At 62.5% G+C, this 20,502-nt stretch carries 21 protein-coding genes; 5 read left to right on the forward strand and 16 right to left on the reverse strand.

What is annotated here, in order from left to right:
- Nucleotides 1-42: 42 nt before the first annotated feature.
- On the forward strand, nucleotides 43-1,911 hold the full coding sequence (locus ACM6G4_RS08190) for a DEAD/DEAH box helicase (protein WP_056726521.1): 1,869 nt from the start codon (nucleotides 43-45) through the stop codon (nucleotides 1,909-1,911).
- A 146-nt stretch (nucleotides 1,912-2,057) separates the two neighbouring features.
- On the opposite strand, the gene ACM6G4_RS08195 is transcribed toward ACM6G4_RS08190, so the two are convergent.
- The 3 genes from ACM6G4_RS08195 to ACM6G4_RS08205 form a co-directional block, all read right to left on the reverse strand.
- Nucleotides 2,058-2,645, reverse strand: a complete 588-nt coding sequence (locus tag ACM6G4_RS08195) for a YceI family protein (protein WP_015097179.1) — start codon at nucleotides 2,643-2,645, stop codon at nucleotides 2,058-2,060.
- A 32-nt stretch (nucleotides 2,646-2,677) separates the two neighbouring features.
- Entirely contained in the window at nucleotides 2,678-3,229 is a 552-nt protein-coding gene (locus tag ACM6G4_RS08200) for a cytochrome b (protein ID WP_414913452.1), read from the reverse strand.
- A 264-nt stretch (nucleotides 3,230-3,493) separates the two neighbouring features.
- Nucleotides 3,494-5,245, reverse strand: a complete 1,752-nt coding sequence (locus tag ACM6G4_RS08205) for a flavin monoamine oxidase family protein (RefSeq protein WP_414913453.1) — start codon at nucleotides 5,243-5,245, stop codon at nucleotides 3,494-3,496.
- Between the two features lie 223 nt (nucleotides 5,246-5,468).
- Between ACM6G4_RS08205 and ACM6G4_RS08210 the strand changes: the two genes are divergently transcribed.
- Nucleotides 5,469-6,875, forward strand: a complete 1,407-nt coding sequence (locus ACM6G4_RS08210; protein WP_056726518.1) for an adenosylmethionine--8-amino-7-oxononanoate transaminase — start codon at nucleotides 5,469-5,471, stop codon at nucleotides 6,873-6,875.
- A 157-nt stretch (nucleotides 6,876-7,032) separates the two neighbouring features.
- The gene (locus tag ACM6G4_RS08215) at nucleotides 7,033-7,752 is read left to right on the forward strand and encodes a 16S rRNA (uracil(1498)-N(3))-methyltransferase (RefSeq protein WP_414913454.1); all 720 of its coding nucleotides are present in this window, start codon (nucleotides 7,033-7,035) and stop codon (nucleotides 7,750-7,752) included.
- Between the two features lie 81 nt (nucleotides 7,753-7,833).
- Here the strand turns inward: ACM6G4_RS08215 and ACM6G4_RS08220 are convergent, their stop codons facing one another.
- The 3 genes from ACM6G4_RS08220 to ACM6G4_RS08230 are packed head-to-tail and all read right to left on the reverse strand — an operon-like array spanning nucleotide 7,834 to nucleotide 10,385.
- Nucleotides 7,834-8,736 (reverse strand): transporter substrate-binding domain-containing protein, encoded by a 903-nt coding sequence (locus ACM6G4_RS08220; RefSeq protein ID WP_414913455.1) that lies wholly within the window; start codon nucleotides 8,734-8,736, stop codon nucleotides 7,834-7,836.
- A 29-nt stretch (nucleotides 8,737-8,765) separates the two neighbouring features.
- On the reverse strand, nucleotides 8,766-9,116 hold the full coding sequence (locus tag ACM6G4_RS08225) for a RidA family protein (RefSeq protein ID WP_007975437.1): 351 nt from the start codon (nucleotides 9,114-9,116) through the stop codon (nucleotides 8,766-8,768).
- Nucleotides 9,117-9,143: 27 nt separating this feature from the next.
- Nucleotides 9,144-10,385 (reverse strand): D-amino acid dehydrogenase, encoded by a 1,242-nt coding sequence (locus tag ACM6G4_RS08230; RefSeq protein WP_414913456.1) that lies wholly within the window; start codon nucleotides 10,383-10,385, stop codon nucleotides 9,144-9,146.
- 109 nt (nucleotides 10,386-10,494) lie between these two features.
- Between ACM6G4_RS08230 and ACM6G4_RS08235 the strand changes: the two genes are divergently transcribed.
- Nucleotides 10,495-11,412, forward strand: coding sequence for a LysR family transcriptional regulator (locus ACM6G4_RS08235; protein ID WP_056726514.1), 918 nt, complete (start codon nucleotides 10,495-10,497; stop codon nucleotides 11,410-11,412).
- On the opposite strand, the gene trhA is transcribed toward ACM6G4_RS08235, so the two are convergent.
- Nucleotides 11,409-12,026 (reverse strand): PAQR family membrane homeostasis protein TrhA, encoded by a 618-nt coding sequence (gene trhA, locus ACM6G4_RS08240; RefSeq protein WP_007975433.1) that lies wholly within the window; start codon nucleotides 12,024-12,026, stop codon nucleotides 11,409-11,411. The two genes, ACM6G4_RS08235 and trhA, sit on opposite strands and share 4 nt — an antisense overlap.
- A gap of 131 nt (nucleotides 12,027-12,157) precedes the next feature.
- Here trhA and ACM6G4_RS08245 point away from each other — a divergent pair, with 131 nt between their 5' ends.
- A complete protein-coding gene (locus ACM6G4_RS08245; RefSeq protein WP_046039288.1) occupies nucleotides 12,158-13,072 on the forward strand; it encodes a LysR substrate-binding domain-containing protein in 915 nt (304 codons plus the stop codon).
- Nucleotides 13,073-13,230: 158 nt separating this feature from the next.
- Here ACM6G4_RS08245 and madM read toward each other — a convergent pair whose 3' ends face one another.
- The 9 genes from madM to mdcA all read right to left on the reverse strand — a co-directional run bounded on the left by madM (nucleotide 13,231) and on the right by mdcA (nucleotide 20,489).
- Nucleotides 13,231-13,995 carry a malonate transporter subunit MadM gene (madM, locus tag ACM6G4_RS08250; protein ID WP_414913457.1) on the reverse strand — a complete coding sequence of 255 codons (765 nt, stop codon included), beginning with the start codon at nucleotides 13,993-13,995 and terminating at the stop codon, nucleotides 13,231-13,233.
- Between the two features lies 1 nt (nucleotide 13,996).
- Nucleotides 13,997-14,413 (reverse strand): malonate transporter subunit MadL, encoded by a 417-nt coding sequence (madL, locus tag ACM6G4_RS08255; protein WP_056726512.1) that lies wholly within the window; start codon nucleotides 14,411-14,413, stop codon nucleotides 13,997-13,999.
- 65 nt (nucleotides 14,414-14,478) lie between these two features.
- On the reverse strand, nucleotides 14,479-15,390 hold the full coding sequence (gene mdcH, locus ACM6G4_RS08260; protein ID WP_414913458.1) for a malonate decarboxylase subunit epsilon: 912 nt from the start codon (nucleotides 15,388-15,390) through the stop codon (nucleotides 14,479-14,481).
- Nucleotides 15,387-16,007: a malonate decarboxylase holo-ACP synthase gene (locus tag ACM6G4_RS08265; protein ID WP_414913459.1), complete on the reverse strand. Its 621-nt coding sequence runs from the start codon at nucleotides 16,005-16,007 to the stop codon at nucleotides 15,387-15,389. Before ACM6G4_RS08265 ends, mdcH begins: the two co-directional genes overlap by 4 nt.
- A complete protein-coding gene (mdcE, locus tag ACM6G4_RS08270) occupies nucleotides 16,001-16,804 on the reverse strand; it encodes a biotin-independent malonate decarboxylase subunit gamma (protein ID WP_056726509.1) in 804 nt (267 codons plus the stop codon). The genes ACM6G4_RS08265 and mdcE overlap by 7 nt, the downstream gene beginning before the upstream one ends.
- Nucleotides 16,801-17,652 (reverse strand): biotin-independent malonate decarboxylase subunit beta, encoded by an 852-nt coding sequence (locus ACM6G4_RS08275; RefSeq protein WP_056726508.1) that lies wholly within the window; start codon nucleotides 17,650-17,652, stop codon nucleotides 16,801-16,803. The genes mdcE and ACM6G4_RS08275 overlap by 4 nt, the downstream gene beginning before the upstream one ends.
- Nucleotides 17,645-17,944, reverse strand: coding sequence for a malonate decarboxylase subunit delta (locus tag ACM6G4_RS08280; protein WP_056726507.1), 300 nt, complete (start codon nucleotides 17,942-17,944; stop codon nucleotides 17,645-17,647). The genes ACM6G4_RS08275 and ACM6G4_RS08280 overlap by 8 nt, the downstream gene beginning before the upstream one ends.
- Nucleotides 17,944-18,819: a triphosphoribosyl-dephospho-CoA synthase gene (locus tag ACM6G4_RS08285; RefSeq protein ID WP_414913460.1), complete on the reverse strand. Its 876-nt coding sequence runs from the start codon at nucleotides 18,817-18,819 to the stop codon at nucleotides 17,944-17,946. The genes ACM6G4_RS08280 and ACM6G4_RS08285 overlap by 1 nt, the downstream gene beginning before the upstream one ends.
- Nucleotides 18,819-20,489 carry a malonate decarboxylase subunit alpha gene (gene mdcA / locus ACM6G4_RS08290; protein ID WP_056726505.1) on the reverse strand — a complete coding sequence of 557 codons (1,671 nt, stop codon included), beginning with the start codon at nucleotides 20,487-20,489 and terminating at the stop codon, nucleotides 18,819-18,821. Before mdcA ends, ACM6G4_RS08285 begins: the two co-directional genes overlap by 1 nt.
- Nucleotides 20,490-20,502: the final 13 nt, after the last annotated feature.

Consider the following 20,502-nt stretch of genomic DNA (forward strand, 5'->3'; position numbering starts at 1 on the left):
AGACTCCCATTGGGCCAAGCCCTAACTAGAACAGGATTACTCATGTCCTTTGCTTCCCTCGGTCTCTCCGAGGCTTTAGTCCGCGCCATCGAGGCAGCGGGCTATACCGAGCCTACTCCGGTGCAACAGCGGGCCATTCCCGCCGTGTTGCAAGGTCGCGACCTGATGGTCGCGGCACAGACAGGTACTGGTAAAACCGGCGGTTTCGCCCTTCCGATTCTGGAGCGGTTGTTCCCCAACGGTCACCCGGACAAATCCCAGCGTCACGGCCCGCGCCAACCGCGCGTCCTGGTCCTGACCCCGACTCGCGAACTCGCAGCCCAAGTGCATGAAAGCTTCAAGGTCTATGCCCGTGACCTGAAGTTCGTCAGCGCCTGCATCTTCGGCGGTGTCGGCATGAACCCGCAGGTTCAGGCCATGTCCCGTGGCGTAGACGTGCTGGTGGCCTGCCCTGGCCGCCTGCTCGACCTCGCCGGCCAAGGCAGCGTCGATCTGTCCCACGTGGAAATCCTCGTGCTGGACGAAGCCGACCGCATGCTCGACATGGGCTTCGTCCATGACGTGAAGAAGGTCCTGGCCCGTCTGCCGGCCAAACGCCAGAACCTGCTGTTCTCGGCGACCTTCTCCAAGGACATCACCGACCTCGCCGGCAAGCTGCTGCACAATCCGGAACGCATCGAAGTCACGCCGCCGAACACCACGGTCGAGCGCATCGAACAGCGCGTGTTCCGCCTGCCGGCCAGCCACAAGCGTTCGCTGCTGGCGCACCTGATCACCGCTGGCGCCTGGGAACAAGTGTTGGTGTTCACCCGCACCAAGCACGGCGCCAACCGCCTGGCCGAGTACCTGGACAAGCACGGCCTGAGCGCCGTCGCGATCCACGGCAACAAGAGCCAGAACGCCCGCACCAAAGCCCTGGCCGACTTCAAGGCCGGCACCGTGCGCATCCTGGTCGCCACCGACATCGCCGCTCGCGGCCTGGACATCGACCAGTTGCCACACGTGGTCAACTTTGAGCTGCCGAACGTCGATGAAGACTACGTGCACCGTATCGGTCGTACCGGCCGTGCCGGCCGTTCGGGCGAGGCGATTTCGCTGGTAGCCCCGGACGAAGAAAAACTGCTGAAAAGCATCGAACGCATGACCAGGCAGAAAATCGCCGACGGCGACCTGATGGGCTTCGATGCCAGCACCATCGAGGCGGAAAAGCCTGAAGTGCGCGAGCGTCCGGACATGCGTAACCCACGCAATCCACGTGGCCCGCGCGGCGACGGTCCGAATGGCAGCGGTGGCGGCGGTGGTCGCAAGGACAAAGGCAAGGACAAGGGCAAGGAAAAACCGGCCGGCGAACGCGGTGAGCGCCCGGCCCGTCAGCAAAAACCACGTGAAGGCACTCCGGCTCGCGAACAGCGTCCGTCGCAGCCTCCTCGTGCCGCCGCTGACCGTGCCCCGGACGAGTTCCTGGACGACGATGTGGATAACTTCGGTAACCGCGTCGACTACGTGCCACAGCAAAAGCCGGCTCAAGGCCGTGGTCGCCGTCCGGGCGCTCCGGCACAGGGCACCGCGGCAGGTTCGGGCGCTCCACGTTCCGGCAAGCCACAAGGTCGCCAGAACGGTCCACGCAACAGCGATGGCGCCAGCACTGGCACCCCACCGGCCAAGCGTAGCGGTCCTCGCAGTGGCGCACCGCGCGACGGCCAGGCCCGCCGCGAAGACTCGCGCAATCGCCGCCCGGCCCGTGACGACCAGCCGCGTTCGGAGCCTGCCGTACAGAACCCGCGCGGTCCCGCGCCGAAGATCATGCACAAGGAGTCGAAGGCTGACCGCTTCCCGACACCTGAGCAGCTGGATCAACTGCCAAGCCGTCCTCGTGGTGAAAAACCAGCGTTGCTGACCCGCAATCGCTGAGTTATCGCTGAAATAAAAAATGCCCTGATCTCGCGATCAGGGCATTTTTGTTTGTGCCGCGAATTGCTTTTGCAGGAGCTGGCGAAGCCTGCGATCTTTTGATTCTGAAAAGATCGCAGCCTGCGCCAGCTCCTACGGTCTCAGCATTACTTCGCTTTTACACCTTCAAAGGTCACGTACATCTCAACCGCATCGGACGATGGGCCCAGGTCTTTCTGCTTGCCGAAATCGGAACGCTTGAGGCTGAAAGTACCCTCAAAGCCTGCACGGTAGCCGCCCCATGGATCCTTGCCTTCGCCCAGGAACGTGGCCTTGACCACGATTGGCTTGGTTACACCGAGGATCGTCAGGTCACCAGCCACGTCAGCAGTGTCCTTGCCAGCGGCGTTTTTGCCGGTGGGTTTGACGCTGGTCGACACAAACGTGGCTTTGCTGGCGTTCAGGAAGTCTTTGCTGGCGATGTGCTTGTCACGCTCGGCGTTGTTGGTGAACACACTGGCGGTGTTCACGTTGAACTCGATCTTGCTGTCTTCAGGCTTGGCAGCGTCGAAGCTGAACTTGCCGTCGATGTCCTTGAAAGTACCGGTGATGAAGCTGTAGCCCAGGTGGCTGATCTTGAAGTCAACGAAGGCGTGCTGGCCTTCTTTGTCGACCACATAGTCAGCGGCCATTACGTTACCGGCGGACAACAGGGCCGAACCGATTGCCAGGGCGGCCAGAGTCTTTTTCAACATGCTTTGTTTTCCTTTGGAGTCGAGGTTGAACTTCAGGCTTTGCGACCCAGCATTCGCTTGAGGGTCACATCACGGTCGATAAAGTGGTGCTTCAATGCTGCCAACGCATGGAGGCCGGAAAAAATTACCAGCACCCACGCCAGATAGAGGTGAATCACGCCAGCGGTATCTGCCTGGTCCGGCAGTCCGGATATCAGCGCCGGGACTTCAAACAAGCCAAATACCGGGATACCGACACCTTCTGCGGTGGAAATCAGGTAACCGGCAATCAACACGGCAAACAGACTGAGATAGAGAAATCCATGGCCGAACCTGGCGCCGAGGCGCGTCATGCGGCTGTAGCTGGACAAGGTCGGTGGCGGCGGGCTGATGAAGCGCCAAAGCACCCGCAGCAGCATCACACCCAGCAACACCAGGCCGATGCTCTTGTGCAGGTCCGGCGCGTCTTTGCGCCAGGTGCTGTAGTAATCGAGCCCGACCATCCACAGCCCAAGCGCGAACAGACCGAAGACCGCCAGTGCCACCACCCAGTGAATGACGATGCTGACCCAGCCGTAGCGGGAGGTAGAGTTACGTAGCTGCATTGCCTAGATCCCTGTAAGTGCTGGCCCAAGACTATCGAGTTATCTATCGAATTAAAGCGGAAAATTTTGCTTTGAAATATCGAGAAATACGATCAAGAGTCTGAAACAGATGAGTTAAGAAAAGATTAAAGGCCAATGTGTGTACAAAAATGTAGCCCAACTCAATAACACTTCCTGCCAAAGGTTTATTCGATTGTGTGCCCAGATTTCTCCGGGCATAAAAAAACGCGGCATTTGCGCCGCGTTTTTTTATCCCAGGGCTGACTACGCCTTGGCATCCGTTGTCGGAGTCGCCGCGGGTTTAGCCACTGGCTTCTTCACTGGCTCGGCCTTCTTTACCGGTGCCTTGGCCGGGGCTTTTTTCGCCTCGGTCTTGGCAGCCGGTTTCGCCGGAGCCTTTTTGACCGGCTCGGCTTTTGCCGGGGTTACTGGCTTCGGTGCTTCGACCGGAGCCGGTGCAACAACCGGTACCGGAGCAGGTGCCGGAGTTGCCGGCGCTACCGGCTCTGGCGCCTTGACCGGCTCCGGCTTCTTCTCGTCGTCGGAGCCGCCGAACAGGTTGCTGAAGAAATTGCCTTTCTTCGCCACCACCGCACCAGCGCCCGCCGCTGCGGCAGCCGGACCCACTTTCGCCGGTTCGAACGACTTGCCCGCCGCCAGGTCTTCAACCTGACTGGCTGCACGCTGACCGGTACGCAGCGCGCCTTCCAGGGTGCCCGGGTACAGGGTATCGGTGTGTTCACCAGCGAAGGCTACGCGCTGAATCGGGCGCTCCCACAGGCGCCAGAACTTGCTGATCTGGCCCGGACCGAAGGCCAGGTAGGCGCCGCCGGTGGACGGGTCGGTGCTGTAGCGACGGATTTCATAACCGGTGAACGAACCACGCGCCTGTGGATAGAACGCGTGCAGGCGGATCAACACCTGGTCGACCATCTGCTTGTCGCCGAATGCCTGCATCACCCGCGCGTTGTCGCCGGACAGGTTGATCACCACGTTGGCGCCACCCTTCATGGCAGGCTCGACCCACAACATCCCCAGGCCGGCGTTGCTGTAGATCTCGCCGGACATGCGCGCCTTGCTTTCCCACACCGGCGTCTTGAACTTGAGCATGATCTGGTCGCGCCAACCGTAGTTGGTGCCCTTGATCGCCGCCAGGTGCTGGGCGTCAAGCGCCGGGGTCATCTGGATCTTGTTCAGGGCGCGCAGTGGCACGGCCAGTACCACGTAGTCCGCCTGATAGCCGACGTTGTCGACTTTGACGGTCACGCCGTCCTTGTCCTGGGTGATCGACGAGACCGGGGAGCTGGTCTTGATGGTTTTCAGCTGCTTGACGAAGGCCTGGGCCAGCACCGGGCTGCCACCGACCAGGCGCGAAGCTCGCAGGTCACGATCGGAGACGCCACGATAGACGCGGCTCTGTTGCGCGAAGTACAGCAGCGACAAGCGCGAAGGTTCGTCGTAGCGGGTACGGATTTGCTGGTTGATCAACTGGCGGGCGGTGGCCGGCAGGTTCTGCTTGTCGAGCCAGTTCGACACGTTGATCTGGTCCAGCGCGTACAGCGTATTGTTGGCGGCCGGGTTCTGCGGGTCGTCGATCGAGCGGGCCAGATCGTCCACGGTCTTGTCAAAGCGCTTGAGCGCCTCGGCGGTGGCCGGCTGTTTGGTCGCCAGGTCGGCGGCGGAGAAATACTCGCCATCGATCAGGTAGCCTGGGGTCCGCACGAACTCAGGGGCCGGCGTGGTGCTCAGCTTGAAGGTCGAGACGTACTTGTTCAGCACCGGCTGGACCTTGTCGTTGCCGATCCACTCGCTGGTGGCCATGCCCGAGCGACCGCCCAGGCTCGACTTGGCTTCCAGCAAGATGACCTGCCAGCCCTTGTTCTGCAGTTCGTACGCGGCAGTCAGGCCCGACAGGCCGCCGCCGATCACGATCGCGGTTTTATCCTTGGCCAGCGCAGACACGCTGAACAGCCCCAACATCACCAGCGCACAGGCGCGCAGCCAACCGACAGACATTCAGCGAACTCCGGAATCACACGAGGAAAACAGCAGTTTTTGCGAGCCAGACGGCTCAAGAACGGCGAAGGATACGTCAGCCTTCAGACGCCCGCCAGCAACGTCTATCGGCCTGTACAAAGTAGCTCATTCGACACAATGGGTTGTCCCCGTGGCACGCATTGCATAGGCTTGCGCGATTGTTTGTCCGCGCTGGTCACGGACCGCCTCCAGGAGAGTGAAAATGGGCCTGAATAATCAGTGGATGCAACGCGACCTCGCCGTGCTGTGGCATCCCTGCACCCAGATGAAAGATCACGAACAACTGCCGCTGATCCCGATCAAGCGCGGGGAAGGCGTGTGGCTGGAAGACTTCGAAGGCAAGCGCTACCTCGATGCGGTCAGCTCCTGGTGGGTCAATGTGTTCGGCCACGCCAACCCGCGGATCAACCAACGCATCAAGGACCAGGTCGACCAGCTCGAACATGTGATTCTTGCCGGCTTCAGCCATCAACCGGTGATCGAGTTGTCCGAGCGCCTGGTGAAGATGACACCGGAAGGCCTGACCCGGTGCTTCTACGCCGATAATGGCTCGTCCTGCATCGAAGTCGCACTGAAAATGAGCTTTCACTACTGGCTCAATCGCGGCCAGCCGAACAAGAAGCGCTTCGTCACACTGACCAACAGCTACCACGGCGAAACCATGGCGGCGATGTCAGTGGGCGACGTACCGCTGTTCACCGAGACCTACAAAGCGCTGTTGATGGACACCATCAAGGTACCGAGCCCGGACTGCTACCTGCGCCCCCAAGGCATGAGCTGGGAAGAACACTCGCGCAACATGTTCGCCGCCATGGAGCAGACCCTGGCCGAAAACCACGACACGGTCGCGGCGGTGATCGTCGAGCCGCTGATCCAGGGCGCCGGTGGCATGCGCATGTACCACCCGGTGTACCTCAAGCTGCTGCGAGAGGCCTGCGACCGTTACGGCGTGCACCTGATCCACGACGAAATCGCCGTCGGCTTCGGCCGCACCGGGACGATGTTCGCCTGCGAACAGGCCGGCATCCGCCCTGATTTCCTGTGCCTGTCCAAGGCCCTGACAGGCGGCTATCTGCCGCTGGCGGCATGCATGACCACAGACGACGTCTACAGCGCGTTCTACGACGACTACCCGACCCTGCGCGCCTTCCTGCACTCCCACAGCTACACCGGCAACCCGCTGGCGTGCGCGGCGGCCCTGGCGACCCTGGATATTTTCGAAGAAGACAACGTCATCGAGAACAACAAGGCCCTGGCCCAGCGCATGGCTTCGTCGACGGCGCACCTGGTCGATCACCCGAACGTATCCGAAGTGCGCCAGACCGGCATGGTGCTGGCCATCGAGATGGTCAAGGACAAGGCCACCAAGGAAGCTTACCCATGGCAGGAACGTCGCGGCCTGAAGGTGTTCCAGCATGCCCTGGAGCGCGGTGCTTTACTGCGCCCGCTGGGTAGCGTGGTGTATTTCCTGCCGCCCTATGTGATTACCCCGGAGCAGATCGACTTCCTTGCCGAAGTGGCCAGCGAAGGGATCGACATTGCGACCCGTGACAGCGTCAGCGTGGCGGTGCCGAAGGACTTCCATCCGGGGTTCCGTGATCCGGGCTGATTTGTTTCCTGAGTTTCTGTGGTGTCAGGGCTGAAGCTTTCGCGAGCAAGCCCGCTCCCACAGTTGACCGCAATCCCCTGTGGGAGCGGCGGTGCGGCGATCCGACTTGCTCGTGAAGACGCCCATAAGACCTATACATGAATTACAGAGACCCCGCATGAGACTGTCCCGCTTCTTTATCGACGCCCCCCTGAGCATCGGCGAGCACGAGTTGCCCGAAGCCCAGGCCCATTACATCAGCCGCGTGCTGCGCATGGCCGAGGGTGATGCGTTGCAGTTGTTCGACGGTTCGGGCCAGGAGTTTCGCGCCAGGCTGGCCGACGTCGGCAAAAAGCGTGTCGTGGTACAGATCGATGAAAGCTTCGCCGGGCAGATCGAATCGCCGCTGCAGATCCATCTCGGCCAGGGCCTGTCCCGGGGCGAACGCATGGACTGGGCGATCCAGAAAGCCACGGAGCTGGGCGTCACCGAAATCACCCCGATCTTCACCGAGCGCTGCGAAGTCCGGCTCAAGGACGAGCGCGCCGACAAACGCCTGCTGCACTGGCGCCAGGTGGCGATCAGCGCATGCGAACAGTGCGGACGCTCGCGAGTACCGGTGATTCATCCGCCGCTGTTACTGGTTGACTGGTTGAAGCAGACCGAAGCCGAATTGAAGCTGGTGCTGCATCCGGTGGCGGAGCCGATGGTGAGCCATGCCAAACCTTCAAGTCTGGCATTCCTGATCGGTCCGGAAGGTGGCTTGTCCGATGCCGAAGTCGATCAGGCCAAGGCCAGCGGCTTCCACGCCGCCCGCCTCGGTCCACGGGTACTGCGCACCGAAACCGCGCCGGTTGTTGCACTGGCGGTGGCCCAGCAACTCTGGGGTGATTTCTAAAAAGATCGCAGCCTGCGGCAGCTCCTACAGGATGTACGCCATCCAATTGTAGGAGCTGCCGCAGGCTGCGATCTTTTGCATTTACTGCACCGGATCACTCACCGGTTTGGCAATGATTGCCTTGAGTTCGCTGGTCATCGGGAACTCAAGGTTCAACCCCTTCGGCGGGATCGGCTGCTCGAACCAGCGCTTGTAGATGCCATTGATCTCGCCCGAGCTGTACAGATCCGCCAACGCGCCGTTGACCAGCGCCAGGAACTGCGGATCGTCCTTGCGCACCATGCAGCTGTAGATCTCCCGAGATTGCTCCTCCCCGACCACCACCCACTTGTGCGGGTCATTGGCCTTGGCGCGCTCGCCATAGAGCAGCGCGTCGTCCATGTAGAACGCCGCCGCCCGGCCCGACTGCAGCATCTGGAAGGCTTCGCCGTGGTCCTTGGCGCTGATCACGAACATGTCGATCTTGTGATCGACGTTGTAGCTTTTCAGGAAGCGCTCGTTGGTAGTACCGGCGGTGGTCACCACGTTCTTGCCACGCAGATCGGCGAAGCTCTTGATCCCGCTGTCCTTCGCGGTCAGCAACTGGCCTTTGACGTAGATGAAGCCATAGGAGAACGCCACCTGCTTCTGCCGTTCGGCGGTCACGCCGGTGGAGCCGCACTCCAGGTCCACGGTGCCGTTCTGCACCAGTGGAATGCGGGTCTGCGAGGTCACCAGGTTGTACTTCACCTTCAAGTCCGGCAGCGCCAGTTGCTGCTGGATGCGCTCGACGATCTTGCCCGCCAGATCCACCGAGTAACCCATCGGCTTGCCGCTGTGATCACCCACGTAGGAAAACGGCACCGAAGCATCGCGATAGCCCAGGGTAATGCTGTTGGCGCTGGCGATTTTGCTCAGGGTGCCGGTCAGCGGCGCTTCATTGGCCCGGACCTGACTGCCGAGCAACAGGCCAAGCGTACAAGCGAGCAACGTGATTTTTTGCATTGTTATTCTCCGTTGTGGGTGTTGGTTTATCAGACGCGCGCAGCGATGACGGTGATTTCCACCAGCACCTGCGGTCGGGCCAGCTCGGCCTGCACGGTGGTGCGGCTCGGTGCCTGTCCCGGCGATAGCCAGGCCGACCAGACCTCGTTCATCGCGGCAAAATCCTCGGTGATGTTCTTCAGGTAAATGGTCGCACTGAGCAGATGATCCTTGTCGCTGCCCGCCTCGGCCAGCAAGGTATCGATTTTCGCCAGCACTTCGCGGGTCTGACCGCTGGCATCCCGGGCATCGCCCGGCACCTGCCCGGAGAGAAACACCAGGTCGCCAAAGGTCACGGCGCCAGACAGGCGCGGGTTGCTGTGCAGTCGGGTAATGGTCATTGCAGTGCCCTCTTCAAAAATCAGTATTCAGGCGGCCCGGTGGCTGAAACCCTGAAGGTCAATGGACGGCCGGCGCTCGCCGATCAGCTCGCTGAGCAAGCGCCCGCTGCCGCAGGCCAGGGTGAAACCCAGCGCGCCGTGGCCGAGGTTGAGCCACAGGTTGCGATACGCCGTCGCGCCCAGCAACGGCACGCCGCTGGGGGTGGCCGGACGCATGCCGGCCCACTCAATGGCTTCGTCATAGGCGCCGGCATTGGGAAAGGTGTCATGGGCCTGACGCTTGATCAGCGCCAGGCGCTTGGGGTCCAGGGCAGGGTCGAAACCGACGATGTCGACCATCGCCGCCACTCGCAATTGCTGGCCGATGCGGGCGTAAACGATCTTGCGGTCGTAGTCAGTGATGCTCACGTCCGGCGCCCGGTGACCGGCGTCGATCGGCACGGTCAGGCTGTAGCCCTTTAGCGGATAAAGCGGCAGTTGCAGCCCGGGAAGCGCCAACAGCGGACTGCGGTGACCGGCGGCGATCACCAGTTGATCGACCGACAGCACTAGCTCACCCAGTTCGATGGCGTTGACGCCGCCGTTGCTGTGGCGGATGCCGGTCACTGCTTGTCCGAGACGAAATTCGCAACGGCCGGACGCTTGCAGCCGGGCGGCCAGTTGCTGGCAAAAACCGTGGCAGTCGCCGACCTCTTCGTCCGGGGTGTAGATCGCGCCGACAAAGGGCGCATCGATCAGCGCCGGTTCAAGGTGCGCGCATTCGGCCGGCGACAACACCTGCTGGTGCTGCGGGTCAGCCAGGCCCAGGCGCGCATGCTCGAAGCTGCTGCTCTGGCGGAAAGTCACCAGTTTGCCGTTGCGCCGCCACTGAAATCCCGCCAATCCATCATCCTCGCGCCAAGACTTCAATGTGTCCTGGCTGAACAGCGCCAGGCGCAGCAAGTGCGCGGCGTTCTCGCGGTTGACCGAGCGACGGCAAGCGCCGAGGAACGACGCCATCCAGCGCCACTGGGCCAGGTCGAAGCGCGGGCGTAGCTTCAGCGGTGAATCGCCGCGCAGCATCCAGCCGATGGCTTGCAATGGCACACCGGCGTCGGCCAGGGGCGCGACATAGCGATAGGACAACTGGCCGCCGTTGGCGAAGCTGGTTTCGCTGCCCAGCGAGTCTCGGGCCTCGACCACCGTCACCTCAAAGCCGTCGCGCACCAGCGCGTAGGCCGTTGCCAGGCCAATCACACCGCCACCGATGATGCACACACGCTGAGCCATGTCCGTCCTTAAAACTGTTGTGAAGACGAGGCCAAGGTTAGAGCCAGGTGACAGACGCTGAACAATGCATAAAGATGGCAACCCCATAAACAAAGGTTATGGACTTGCCATGCGTCTTCGCCATATCGAGATTTTCCAGGCCATCCGCCAGACCGGTTCGATCAGCGCTGCCGCGCAATTGCTGCACGTCTCGCAACCGGCGGTGAGCAAGGTGTTGCAGCACGCCGAGCAACAATTGGGTTTTCCGCTGTTCCTGCGGGTACGCGGCAAGTTGCAGGCGACGCCGGAAGCGCTGGAACTGGAGCGCGAAGTGGACAAGGTCAGCGAAAGCCTGCAAGGCGTGCGACGCCTGGCGCAGAGCCTGCGCCGCGAACCGGGCCACAGCCTGCGCATCGGTGCCACCCCGGCGCTGGCCCTGTCATTGCTGCCGCCGGCCATTCACGAATGGACCGGGCGTTACCCGGACATCGCTTGCGAACTCTCCAGCGCCCACAGTCGCGAACTGGTGCAGAACCTGTTGATGCGCGAAGTGGATGTCGCCCTGACCCTGCAACGTCCGGATCACCCGGGGCTCAAGGCCCAGGCGCTGGCGTCCGGCGTGCTGGTGGCGCTGGCTCCGATTGGTTACTGGCCCCAGGAAGAGGTGGGTAAACCGTTGCCTCTGCTGGCGCTGGCGGATGCGCCGCTGATCGGTTTATCCAGCGCCGATCCACTGGCCGCGCGACTCGACAGTTACCTGGAAGCGGTCGAACCGCCGCCTAGGGTACGCATCGCCGTACAAACCTACTCACTGGCACGGGCGATGGTGGAGTCCGGCGCGGGCCTGGCGGTGATCGATCCGTTCACCGCCCTTGGCGCCTCTCCCGCCACCACAACGATCCGCCCCCTGGCACCACCGTTACCCATCACCCTGTACGCAGTGACCCGCGCCGCCGAACCGCCGCCCCACACCTTGAACGATCTGTTGCAGGTATTCAGCCGTCGAGCCCGGGAGCAGCTGGATCGCCTGGTCCCGGTACAGCCTTAAAGGACATAAAAGAAAATCGCCACAAAGTGCAGCAAGCTCCCGGCGATCACGAACAGATGCCAGATCCCGTGGGCATGGCGCAGGCGATGATCGAGGGCAAAAAAGATAATCCCGACGGTGTACAGCACCCCGCCTGATGCCAGCCACGCAAACCCGGCGCCGCCCAGCGCCGCGAGCAGCGGCTTGACCGCCACCAGCACAATCCAGCCCATCACCGCATAAATCACGATCGACAGAATCCGCGCTTCCGAACGTGGCTTGATCTCCTGCAGGATGCCGATCAGTGCCAGTCCCCAGACAATCCCGAACAACGTCCAGCCCCACGGCCCGCGCAGGGTCACCAGGCAAAACGGCGTATAGCTGCCGGCGATCAACAGGTAGATCGAAAAGTGATCGACCTTCTGCATGATCGCTTTCTTGCGCCCGCGCACGCTGTGGTACACGGTCGATGCGCTGTAGAGCACCAGTAAGGTAAAGGCGTAGATCGCCATGCTGACGATCTTCCACGGGCTGCCGTCGAGACTGGCCAGCACAATCAGCCAAACCCCGCCGATAAACGCCGCCACGGCCCCGGCCAGATGCGTCCAGGCGTTCAGTCTTTCCCCGTGATACATACGTTGCTCACCTCGAATTTCATTGCCGCAGAGCGCAAGGCTCAGGCTTGCAGCGTAAAAGCGCAATGTTTCTGTACGACGGGCCCGGCGTAATTGGGCACAATCGAGTCATTCCAAAAAGAGTCCGCCCCATGCTGATCGATGAAGAGTTGACCCTTAAAAAACTCGAGGTGTTCCTGGCCTTCATGCGCACCGGCAACCTGGCGCGGGCCGCGGCCGAGTTGCAGACCAGCAACGTCAGCGTGCATCGGGCGATCCATTCCCTGGAAAGCGCCCTGCGCTGTCCTTTGTTCAAGCACGAAGGCCGCAGCCTGACGCCGCTGGAAAGCGCATATGTGCTGGAAGAGCGAGCGCAGAAGCTGATTCAGGATGTCGTCGAAAGCGTGCGCCTGACCCGCGAAGCCGCCGGATTCTCGGCCGAGCGTTTCAAACTCGGCTCGCTGTACTCACTGACGGTGAAGACCGTGCCACAGCTGATCATGGGTTTGAAGATCCGTCGCAGCGAGCTCAACATCGACCTGATTCTGGGTTCCAACATCGACCTGCTCTACAAGCTCAAGAACATGGAAGTCGATGCGGCCCTGGTGTCCCTGGACGAGAGTGTCAACGATCCGGATTGCGAGCAGATCCCGCTGTTTTCCGACGATATTTTCCTCGCCACACCCGCCGATTCCAAGTTTGCCCAGCGCACCGAAGTCGACCTGGCCGAGGTCCGCGACGAAACTTTCATCACCCTGACCCAAGGCTTCGCCACCCATCAGGACGGCAAGCGGGTATTCGAGCAGGCAGGGTTCGAGCCGAAGGTGGCGATGCAGGTCAACGACATCTTCACCCTGCTGAGCATGGTCAGTTCAGGTGTGGGTTATGCGTTGCTGCCGGGGCGGATTGCGGCGGTGTACGAGAACCGGGTGAAGCTGATCCCGTTGCAGGAAAAGTACCGGTTGCAGCAGCACATTGGCGTGGTGTTCCTGAAAGCCAAGGAGCGTGATCCGAATCTGCTGGCGTTGCTGGCGGAGTGTCGGATGTATGCCAATCGGCAGGTCTGACGGAGCCCTTGTGGCGAGGGAGCTTGCTCCCGTTCGGGTGCGAAGCGCCCGCAAAATCAGGCCACCGGATTTACCTGACTCATCTCGGTGGTAGATTTCAGGGCTGCTACGCAGCCCAGCGGGAGCAAGCTCCCTCGCCACAAACAGCAGTCACTGGACTACCCAACAATCCCGCGAACAATGAAGTACAACAGCGAAGGCCCGAGCAAGCAGCCAAGCCCGGTGTGGAAGGTCGCAGTCAACGCGCCATAAGGCACCAGACGCCGATCCGTCGCCGCCAAGCCGGCGGTGACGCCACTGACCGTCCCGGCCAGCCCACCGAACACCATCGCCGAACGCGGGTTATCCAGGCCCATCCAGCGCGCCGCCATCGGCGTGCCGACCATCACCAGAATCGCCTTGATCAGACCCGTGGCAATCGACAGCGCCACCACATCGGAACTGGCACCAATGGCCGCACCGGTCACCGGCCCGACGATGTAAGTCACCGCACCCGCGCCGATGGTGGTCATGCTTACCGCATCGCGGTAGCCGAATGCCCAGGCCATGCATGCGCCGACAATAAACGGCAGCACCGTGCCCAACAGCAGCGCGATCACGCCGATCAAGCCGGCCTTTTTCGCTTCCGTGGCTTGCACCTCGAATGCCGTGGCGACGATGGCGAAGTCCCGCAGCATCGCGCCGCCCATCAGCCCGATACCGGAAAACAGTGTCAGGTCCGCCAGGCCTTTTTGCCCGCCGGTCATCGTGCCGCCGACCCAGGCCAGTACCAGGCCAATGACGATGGCAATCGCCGAGCCGTGGATACGCCCGAAGGTCAGGCGCTTGGAGATCAGCACTGACACCCACATGATCACGCCGACGAAGGCGAATGCGGTGACCAGACCGTTGTGCTCCAGACCGCTCTTGATGAGATCCCACATATCAGCGACCTCCTGCCGGTGCGCCAACCGGTGTTACATCCACCGGTTCATCGGGCAAGGGTTCGCCTTTGTGGGTCCGGCTGATCAGGGCAATGGTGCAGCCGCAGATCACCACCGAACCGATCGCCGCCAACACCGCCACCGGACCGCCATGCAGCGCCGTGACCACGTTTTGTTGCGCGGCCATCGCCACCACCACCGGGATATACATGGCGCCCCAGAAGCCGACGCCCAGCTCGCAATCCTTGGTCATGCCGCCACGCCTGTGCATCCACAACCGTGCGCAGATCAGCAGGATCATCGCGATCCCGACTCCGCCGACGTTTGACTTCACTCCCAGCAACACACCGAGCATGTCACCCATGATCACCCCTGCCAGCGTACAGATCGCCAACAGCGCCACACCGTAAATAATCATTGTTGTAGTCCTCAAAGTGCATTTCGAATGTTGTTTTTGTTGTTCGAAGCCTTAAGTCGGGTGATTTAAGAGTGGCGGCCTTCCTCCTCTCGCATCAGCGCCTGCAAGGTATCGAGCCGGGCACCGTCGAAGGCAATCACGGTACCCTGCTCGAACACCCGGCGCGCCAGTCCGGTCAGCACCGCACCGGGCGGCAGTTCGATCTGTAGACGTACACCGCGCTCGTAGGCGCCTTGTACCGTGCCGCGCCAATCGACGATGCGGCACATATTGAAGGCCAGGTCGTCACGCAAGGCTTCAGGCTTGATCAGCGGGCGCGCGCGACTGCCGCTCAGGTAACCGATCTTCGGGGTTTGCAGCGGCACCTTGGCGAAGGCTTCGGCCAACCGTTGCGCGGGCACCTCAAGCAATGGGCAGTGGGACGGCACGCTCACTGCCAGACGCTTGGCCAGGCCAGCCCCGCAACCTTTCGCCAACTCGGCCACTGCTTTCATCGCCGTGTCGCTACCGGCAATCACCACCTGGTTATCGGCGTTGATATTGGCCAGATAAACCGGCATTTGCGCGCTGTGCACCCGGGCCAGCAATCCTTCCACCGTGGCCAGGTCCAGACCGATGATCGCGGTCATACCGTAGCCCTGCGGATAAGCCTGCTGCATCAGCTCACCGCGCAGGCTGACCAGATGCAACGCATCGCTGAACCCCAGGGCACCGGCCACCACCGCTGCCGGGTAAGCACCGATCGACAAGCCGGCCACGTAGTCCGGGGTCAAGCCCAACTGGCGTGAAGCGGCGACACCAGCGATCAGCAGGCAAAGCTGCACCGCCCTCGTCGACTGCAACGCCTCGGCAGAATCCAGCTGCGTCACATCCTCACCGAGCAGGTCGCTCGCCTCGTTCAATGTTTCCCCAGGCAAACGCGCGAGCATTCCGGGTTGTTGCGCGCCCTGGCCGGGGAACACCAGCAAGCTGCTCATGCTGCTTGCTCCTGTGGATTCCACGGATCAGTCACCAGGCTGGCCTGAGTGGCACTTTTCAGCAGGACCCGCGACGAAGCGCCGGCCCATTCGCGCAAGGCAACGGCGCCCGACGGTGTCTGCAATTGCAGGTCCACGCGGCACACAGTTGCATCGAGAACAGCCACCAACGCCCGGGCATCGACACGACTCAACGGACGTGGCGTACGCAGGATCAGATCGAGATCGCTGCCCTCGTGCAAGGCGGCAAATCCACTGGCCAACTCGAACCCGGCGCTGCCGCTGACACCCCAGACCCAACCGCTGTCATCGAGGTGCGAGCGCAGTTGCGCCAAGGCCCGCAGCGCCGGGAAATCGCGCTGGCCTTGAACATGGCACAGCTCTTGCGGCCGCACCCGCCGCGTGATGGCAGCGACTTCCATCACCGCCGCAAATCGCTGTTCGCGCAACGGCCCGCGCACGCCCACCGCCACCTGCCCCGCCTCACTCAAGGCGCGACGAACCACCACCGGCTGGCCGGCACTGATCGACTCGATCACCCAGGCAGGCGCATCCGCCGGCAACTGCCGTGGGGTCATGCCCCACAGCAGGTCGTGAGCCAAGAGCGTGCTCACCACTGCGCTCTCAGCAATTGGCGAACCTTGCTCGACGCCGCCCGATTGGCCGCCCCCAGGCGACCGCCCAGATCACGGCCAGTGGCGGCCACATCGCCAATCGCCAGATGCAGGCACTCGGTCACCCGCGCCAGATCCGCCGCCGTCGGCTGCTCAATCTGCTCCACCGTCAAGGTTTCCCACAGCAGCCCGAGGCTGGCATAACTGTCGATGTCATAGGCCATCGGCGGCACGCTGGCCGCCAGGGCTTCGAGTTCTTCGACGCTGCGCAAGGTTACCCGCGCCGCCGACGCCTTGCCCATGGCATGCACCATCACCCCCGGATCGCGCAGGGCGATCAAGCGGCTGGCCTGATAGCCGTGGGCCAGAAACGCCCCGGACATCGCCTTGCCCACCAGCAAGCCGATCACCGCATGACCGGCCAGACGGGCACGGGCATAACTGTCCGCCGCAGCGGCCAGCGCCTGATGAATGCCGAGGGCTTCTTCGCGTCGACCGTAAGCCTGGCTCGGCACGTCGACGATGGCGATCAGGGCACGTTTTTGTGCCTTGTCCTGATCGGCGGCGATGACTTCATCCACAGCCTTGGCCAGGCCCCAGCCTTCGAGCAAGCCAACCTCGCCGTTGCGGGCACGGACGAAGCGGTTTTCCGGGTCGGCCACCACCGCGATGAAACGCACAGGCTGATCGCCCAGCGAACCGTCGGCGACCTTCAGCGAAGCCGGCAAACCCTCGACCGCTTTCGCCCCGGCACTCAAGGCATTGAACCAGTTCAAGCCTCGCAGGGAATACGAACTCATGGGCGTTCTCCTTGGTACAGATCGCGAACCACAGATGGCTCGATTTGCGGCTCGGCATCCAGGCGCGCCAGGCGTTGCAGGAACAACTCCGCCTGACGGCTGCGCGGTTGTTCAGGCAAACCTTGCTGGAGCAACTCGCCGACTTGCTGGCGGATCTGCGCCACGTCGTCGGCAACATAGCGATCCACCAGGCCACTGGCAAAGCGCTGCTCACCACCGGTCAGGCTCCAGATGAAGGGCCGGTCGCGGGAGTCGTACTCCTCGAGTCCGGCTTCCTGTTCGATCACCTGTGGACCGTTCAGGCCCAGTCGCGCCTCCCGGGTCACCAACAGATAGCTGCACAACCCGGCGGCAATCGACATGCCGCCAAAGCAACCGACGCTGCCCGCCACCACCCCGACCACGGGTTGGTACTGCTGCAAATCGACAATCGCCGCGTGGATGTCGGCAATGGCCGCCAGGCCGAGGTTGGCTTCCTGCAAGCGCACGCCGCCGGTTTCCAGCAGCAGCACGGCGCGGGTCGGGATGCCGTTGCGGTTGTCTTCGGCGGCCAGTTCCAGTGCGCCGGCAATTTTTGCTCCGCCGACTTCACCGAGGCTGCCGCCCTGGAACGCCCCTTCGATGGCTGCGATCACCACCGGCAAACCATCGAGATTGCCCTTGGCGATCACCACGCCGTCGTCGGCTTGCGGCACCACGCCCTGGCGCGATAGCCACGGCGACATGATCCGTTGAAAGGGGTCGAGCAATTCACGGAAGGTGCCGGCGTCGAGCAGGGCCCTGGTCCGTTGCCGGGCGCCGAGTTCGACGAAGCTGTGCTTGTTGAGCAGGGATGCGCTGTCAGTCATGGCCGATCTCCTCGAAGCCCTGTTCCAGGCGCAGGCGCACCACGCCGGGTGTCGCGCCGAAATCGTGGATATCGATATCCATGGCCGGTGGCGTCTGGCCGTCGAACATCCGTGCGAACAGATGCTGCCAGCGTTGTTCGCTGCCATTGACCGAGGTCTGCACATTGATCGTCAGCTTGCCGGCCTGGCCCGGTTCGATCAGCACTTCCAGATCGCCAGAGCCGACACAGCCCACCAGGGTACGACCGCGTGACGGCTGCCCGGCGGGGAATTCAAAGGATAAGGTTTCCATCAAAACACTCCCTGGATAAGGCCGTCGCCAGACGCGATACGGTCGATGAACAGGCAGGCTGCGAGCAGGTCGGCAGCGCCGCCGGGCGAGGCATTCAACGCGATGAGTTGTTGGTCCAGCTCATGCAGGCGGCGACGTCCGCCGAGGCTGGCACTGCCACCGGCATCGAGCACCGCCCGGGCGCCCAGTTGCATGATGTTCAGGCCTTCCTCACCGGCGCGATAAAGCACGCAGGTGTCGGCCAGATCGGTCATGATCGCCAGCAGCGCATCGAGCCTGGCGTTCTGTTCGCCATGACCGACGGCGCGGCTGCGCAGCAGTTGTGGCAGAGCACGTTGAGTCACCGCAGGAAAACCCAGTTGCGCTTCTTCACGGGCGCCGCGAGCGCCGTAGCGTTGGGCGACTTGCGCACCGTGACTGAGCGGACGTGGTGCAAAACGGTCGTCGAGCAAGGCCAACCTCGCAGCACGTAACGCCACGCTATTGGCGCTGCAGGATTGAGGTTCCAGTGCAGCGGCAGTGATCAACAAGCCCAAGGCCCAGATTGCCCCGCGATGGGTGTTCACCCCGCCGGTAGTGTCGAGCATGACTTGCTCACCTTCGCGACCGATGCGGCCCACGGCTTCGCGCAGGGGCAAGCCGATTTCGCCGAGCTCGATGGCGGCTTCAGCCATTTCTTTAAAGGCCGGCCACAAAGACAGCGCTGAAGCGTGCATCAGCCCCAGGTGCAAATCGGTGTGGGCGCCATTGCCGCGACGGTCGACCAGTGCCGGCTTTGGCGACAGATCAGCCTCGTCGATCAGCGCGTCCACTGCCAGGTCCGCCAGCCGTTCGGCCAGGCTCAGGCTTTTGGGTTGCAGGTTAAGTGCGTGCATTACCAGCTCCTGAACTTGGCGGGCGGGTTGTAGAGGCCACCGGACCATTCCACCAGATCAGCCACGCTTTTCGCCGCGAGCAGTTCGCGGGTGGCGTCGGTGCGGCGGATGCCGAGGTCTTCGGGCAAGGCGATCAGCCCTTCGCGGCGCATGCGTGCGGTGTCTTTGGGGTTGTGGCGCAGGCCGATGGCGGTCACCCCGGCGACGGCGGCGATCATCGCCTGGCGTTCTTCCAGCGAGCGCGCCTTGTACAGGTAGGCGATGCCTTCTTCGGTCAACAGGTGGGTCACGTCGTCACCGTAGACCATGATCGGCGCCAGTGGCATGCCGCTCTTCTTCGCCACATCGACCGCATCGAGGGTTTCAACGAAAGTCGGTTTGCCGCCCTCCTGGAAGGTTTCGACCATCTGCACCACGAGCTTTTTGCCGCGCTCAAGCATCGGCTCTGCCACGTCGGTGTTGCGCATGTCGAGCCAGGCCGGTGTGCTGTGACGACGACCGCGCGGGTCGTGACCCATGTTCGGTGCCCCGCCGAAACCGGCCAGACGCCCGCGGGTCACGGTGGAAGAATGCCCGTCGCCATCGACTTGCAAAGTCGCGCCGATGAACAGGTCCACGGCGTATTGCCCGGCCAGTTGGCTGAACATCCGATTGGAACGCAGGGAGCCGTCGCGTCCGGTAAAGAACACATCCGGCCGCGCCGCAATGTAGTTTTCCATCCCCAGTTCGGTGCCGAAACAATGCACGCTTTCCACCCAGCCGCTTTCGATGGCGGGAATCAGGGTCGGGTGCGGGTTGAGGGTCCAGTTGCGGCAGATCTTGCCTTTGAGGCCGAGGGACTCGCCATAGGTCGGCAGGATCAGTTCGATGGCGGCCGTGTTGAAACCGATGCCGTGATTGAGCGACTGCACGTTGTGTTTTTCGTAGATCCCGCGGATCGCCATCATCGCCATCAGCACGTGCACGGGCTTGATGTGCCGAGGGTCGCGGGTGAACAGCGGTTCGATATAGAACGGCTTGTCGGCCACCACCACGAAGTCGACCCAGGAGGCGGGAATGTCGACGCGTGGCAAGTCGCTGACGTCGTCCACCAACTGGTTGACCTGGACGATGACGATGCCGTCGCTGAAGGCCGCCGGCTCGATCAGTGCCGGGGTGTCTTCAGTGCTGGGGCCGGTGTAGATGTTGCCGGCGCGGTCGGCCATGAACCCGGCCGAAAGTACGACATTGGGGATCAGGTCCACCACCAGCCGTGCGTAGAGTTCGATGTAGGTGTGGATCGCGCCGACTTCCAGCAGGCCGTCTTCAAGCAACTGACTGATGCGCAGGCTCTGGGTGCCGGCGAAAGAGAAGTCGAGCTTGCGGGCGATGCCGCGTTCGAACAGGTCCAGGTGCTCGGAGCGTCCGACGCTGGGCATGATCATGTGCAAGTCATGCAGCTTCGCGGGGTCGGCCTTGGCCAGGGATCGCGAAAGGAAATCCGCCTGCTTCTGGTTGTTGCCTTCGAGCACCACGCGGTCGCCGGGCAGGATCAGCGCTTCAAGCGCCGCGACGATGTTGTCGGTGGGCAACACCACACCGTCGGCAAGACCTCGCACCAGCTCGAGGCGCCGCTGCTTTTCGCTGCGCCGCCGCGTCCATCGCGAGTCGGGGGATATTGTTGTTGTCATGACCACTCCACGG

This window comes from Pseudomonas sp. IT-P258 (genome assembly GCF_949767825.1).
Lineage (GTDB): Bacteria > Pseudomonadota > Gammaproteobacteria > Pseudomonadales > Pseudomonadaceae > Aquipseudomonas > Aquipseudomonas monachiensis.

Excerpts from the sequence above, each read along its gene's own strand:
- ACM6G4_RS08230 (WP_414913456.1), bottom strand. The coding sequence starts at position 10,385 with ATGGCTCAGCGTGTGTGCATCATCGGTGGCGGTGTGATTGGCCTGGCA.
- ACM6G4_RS08285 (WP_414913460.1), bottom strand. The coding sequence starts at position 18,819 with ATGCACGCACTTAACCTGCAACCCAAAAGCCTGAGCCTGGCCGAACGG.
- ACM6G4_RS08195 (WP_015097179.1), bottom strand. The coding sequence starts at position 2,645 with ATGTTGAAAAAGACTCTGGCCGCCCTGGCAATCGGTTCGGCCCTGTTG.
- ACM6G4_RS08235 (WP_056726514.1), top strand. The coding sequence starts at position 10,495 with ATGCGTCTTCGCCATATCGAGATTTTCCAGGCCATCCGCCAGACCGGT.
- ACM6G4_RS08225 (WP_007975437.1), bottom strand. The coding sequence starts at position 9,116 with ATGACCATTACCCGACTGCACAGCAACCCGCGCCTGTCTGGCGCCGTG.
- ACM6G4_RS08275 (WP_056726508.1), bottom strand. The coding sequence starts at position 17,652 with ATGACTGACAGCGCATCCCTGCTCAACAAGCACAGCTTCGTCGAACTC.
- mdcH (WP_414913458.1), bottom strand. The coding sequence starts at position 15,390 with ATGAGCAGCTTGCTGGTGTTCCCCGGCCAGGGCGCGCAACAACCCGGA.
- madL (WP_056726512.1), bottom strand. The coding sequence starts at position 14,413 with ATGATTATTTACGGTGTGGCGCTGTTGGCGATCTGTACGCTGGCAGGG.
- ACM6G4_RS08280 (WP_056726507.1), bottom strand. The coding sequence starts at position 17,944 with ATGGAAACCTTATCCTTTGAATTCCCCGCCGGGCAGCCGTCACGCGGT.
- ACM6G4_RS08200 (WP_414913452.1), bottom strand. The coding sequence starts at position 3,229 with ATGCAGCTACGTAACTCTACCTCCCGCTACGGCTGGGTCAGCATCGTC.
- ACM6G4_RS08190 (WP_056726521.1), top strand. The coding sequence starts at position 43 with ATGTCCTTTGCTTCCCTCGGTCTCTCCGAGGCTTTAGTCCGCGCCATC.
- ACM6G4_RS08220 (WP_414913455.1), bottom strand. The coding sequence starts at position 8,736 with ATGCAAAAAATCACGTTGCTCGCTTGTACGCTTGGCCTGTTGCTCGGC.
- mdcA (WP_056726505.1), bottom strand. The coding sequence starts at position 20,489 with ATGACAACAACAATATCCCCCGACTCGCGATGGACGCGGCGGCGCAGC.
- madM (WP_414913457.1), bottom strand. The coding sequence starts at position 13,995 with ATGTGGGATCTCATCAAGAGCGGTCTGGAGCACAACGGTCTGGTCACC.
- mdcE (WP_056726509.1), bottom strand. The coding sequence starts at position 16,804 with ATGAGTTCGTATTCCCTGCGAGGCTTGAACTGGTTCAATGCCTTGAGT.
- trhA (WP_007975433.1), bottom strand. The coding sequence starts at position 12,026 with ATGTATCACGGGGAAAGACTGAACGCCTGGACGCATCTGGCCGGGGCC.
- ACM6G4_RS08210 (WP_056726518.1), top strand. The coding sequence starts at position 5,469 with ATGGGCCTGAATAATCAGTGGATGCAACGCGACCTCGCCGTGCTGTGG.
- ACM6G4_RS08215 (WP_414913454.1), top strand. The coding sequence starts at position 7,033 with ATGAGACTGTCCCGCTTCTTTATCGACGCCCCCCTGAGCATCGGCGAG.
- ACM6G4_RS08205 (WP_414913453.1), bottom strand. The coding sequence starts at position 5,245 with ATGTCTGTCGGTTGGCTGCGCGCCTGTGCGCTGGTGATGTTGGGGCTG.
- ACM6G4_RS08245 (WP_046039288.1), top strand. The coding sequence starts at position 12,158 with ATGCTGATCGATGAAGAGTTGACCCTTAAAAAACTCGAGGTGTTCCTG.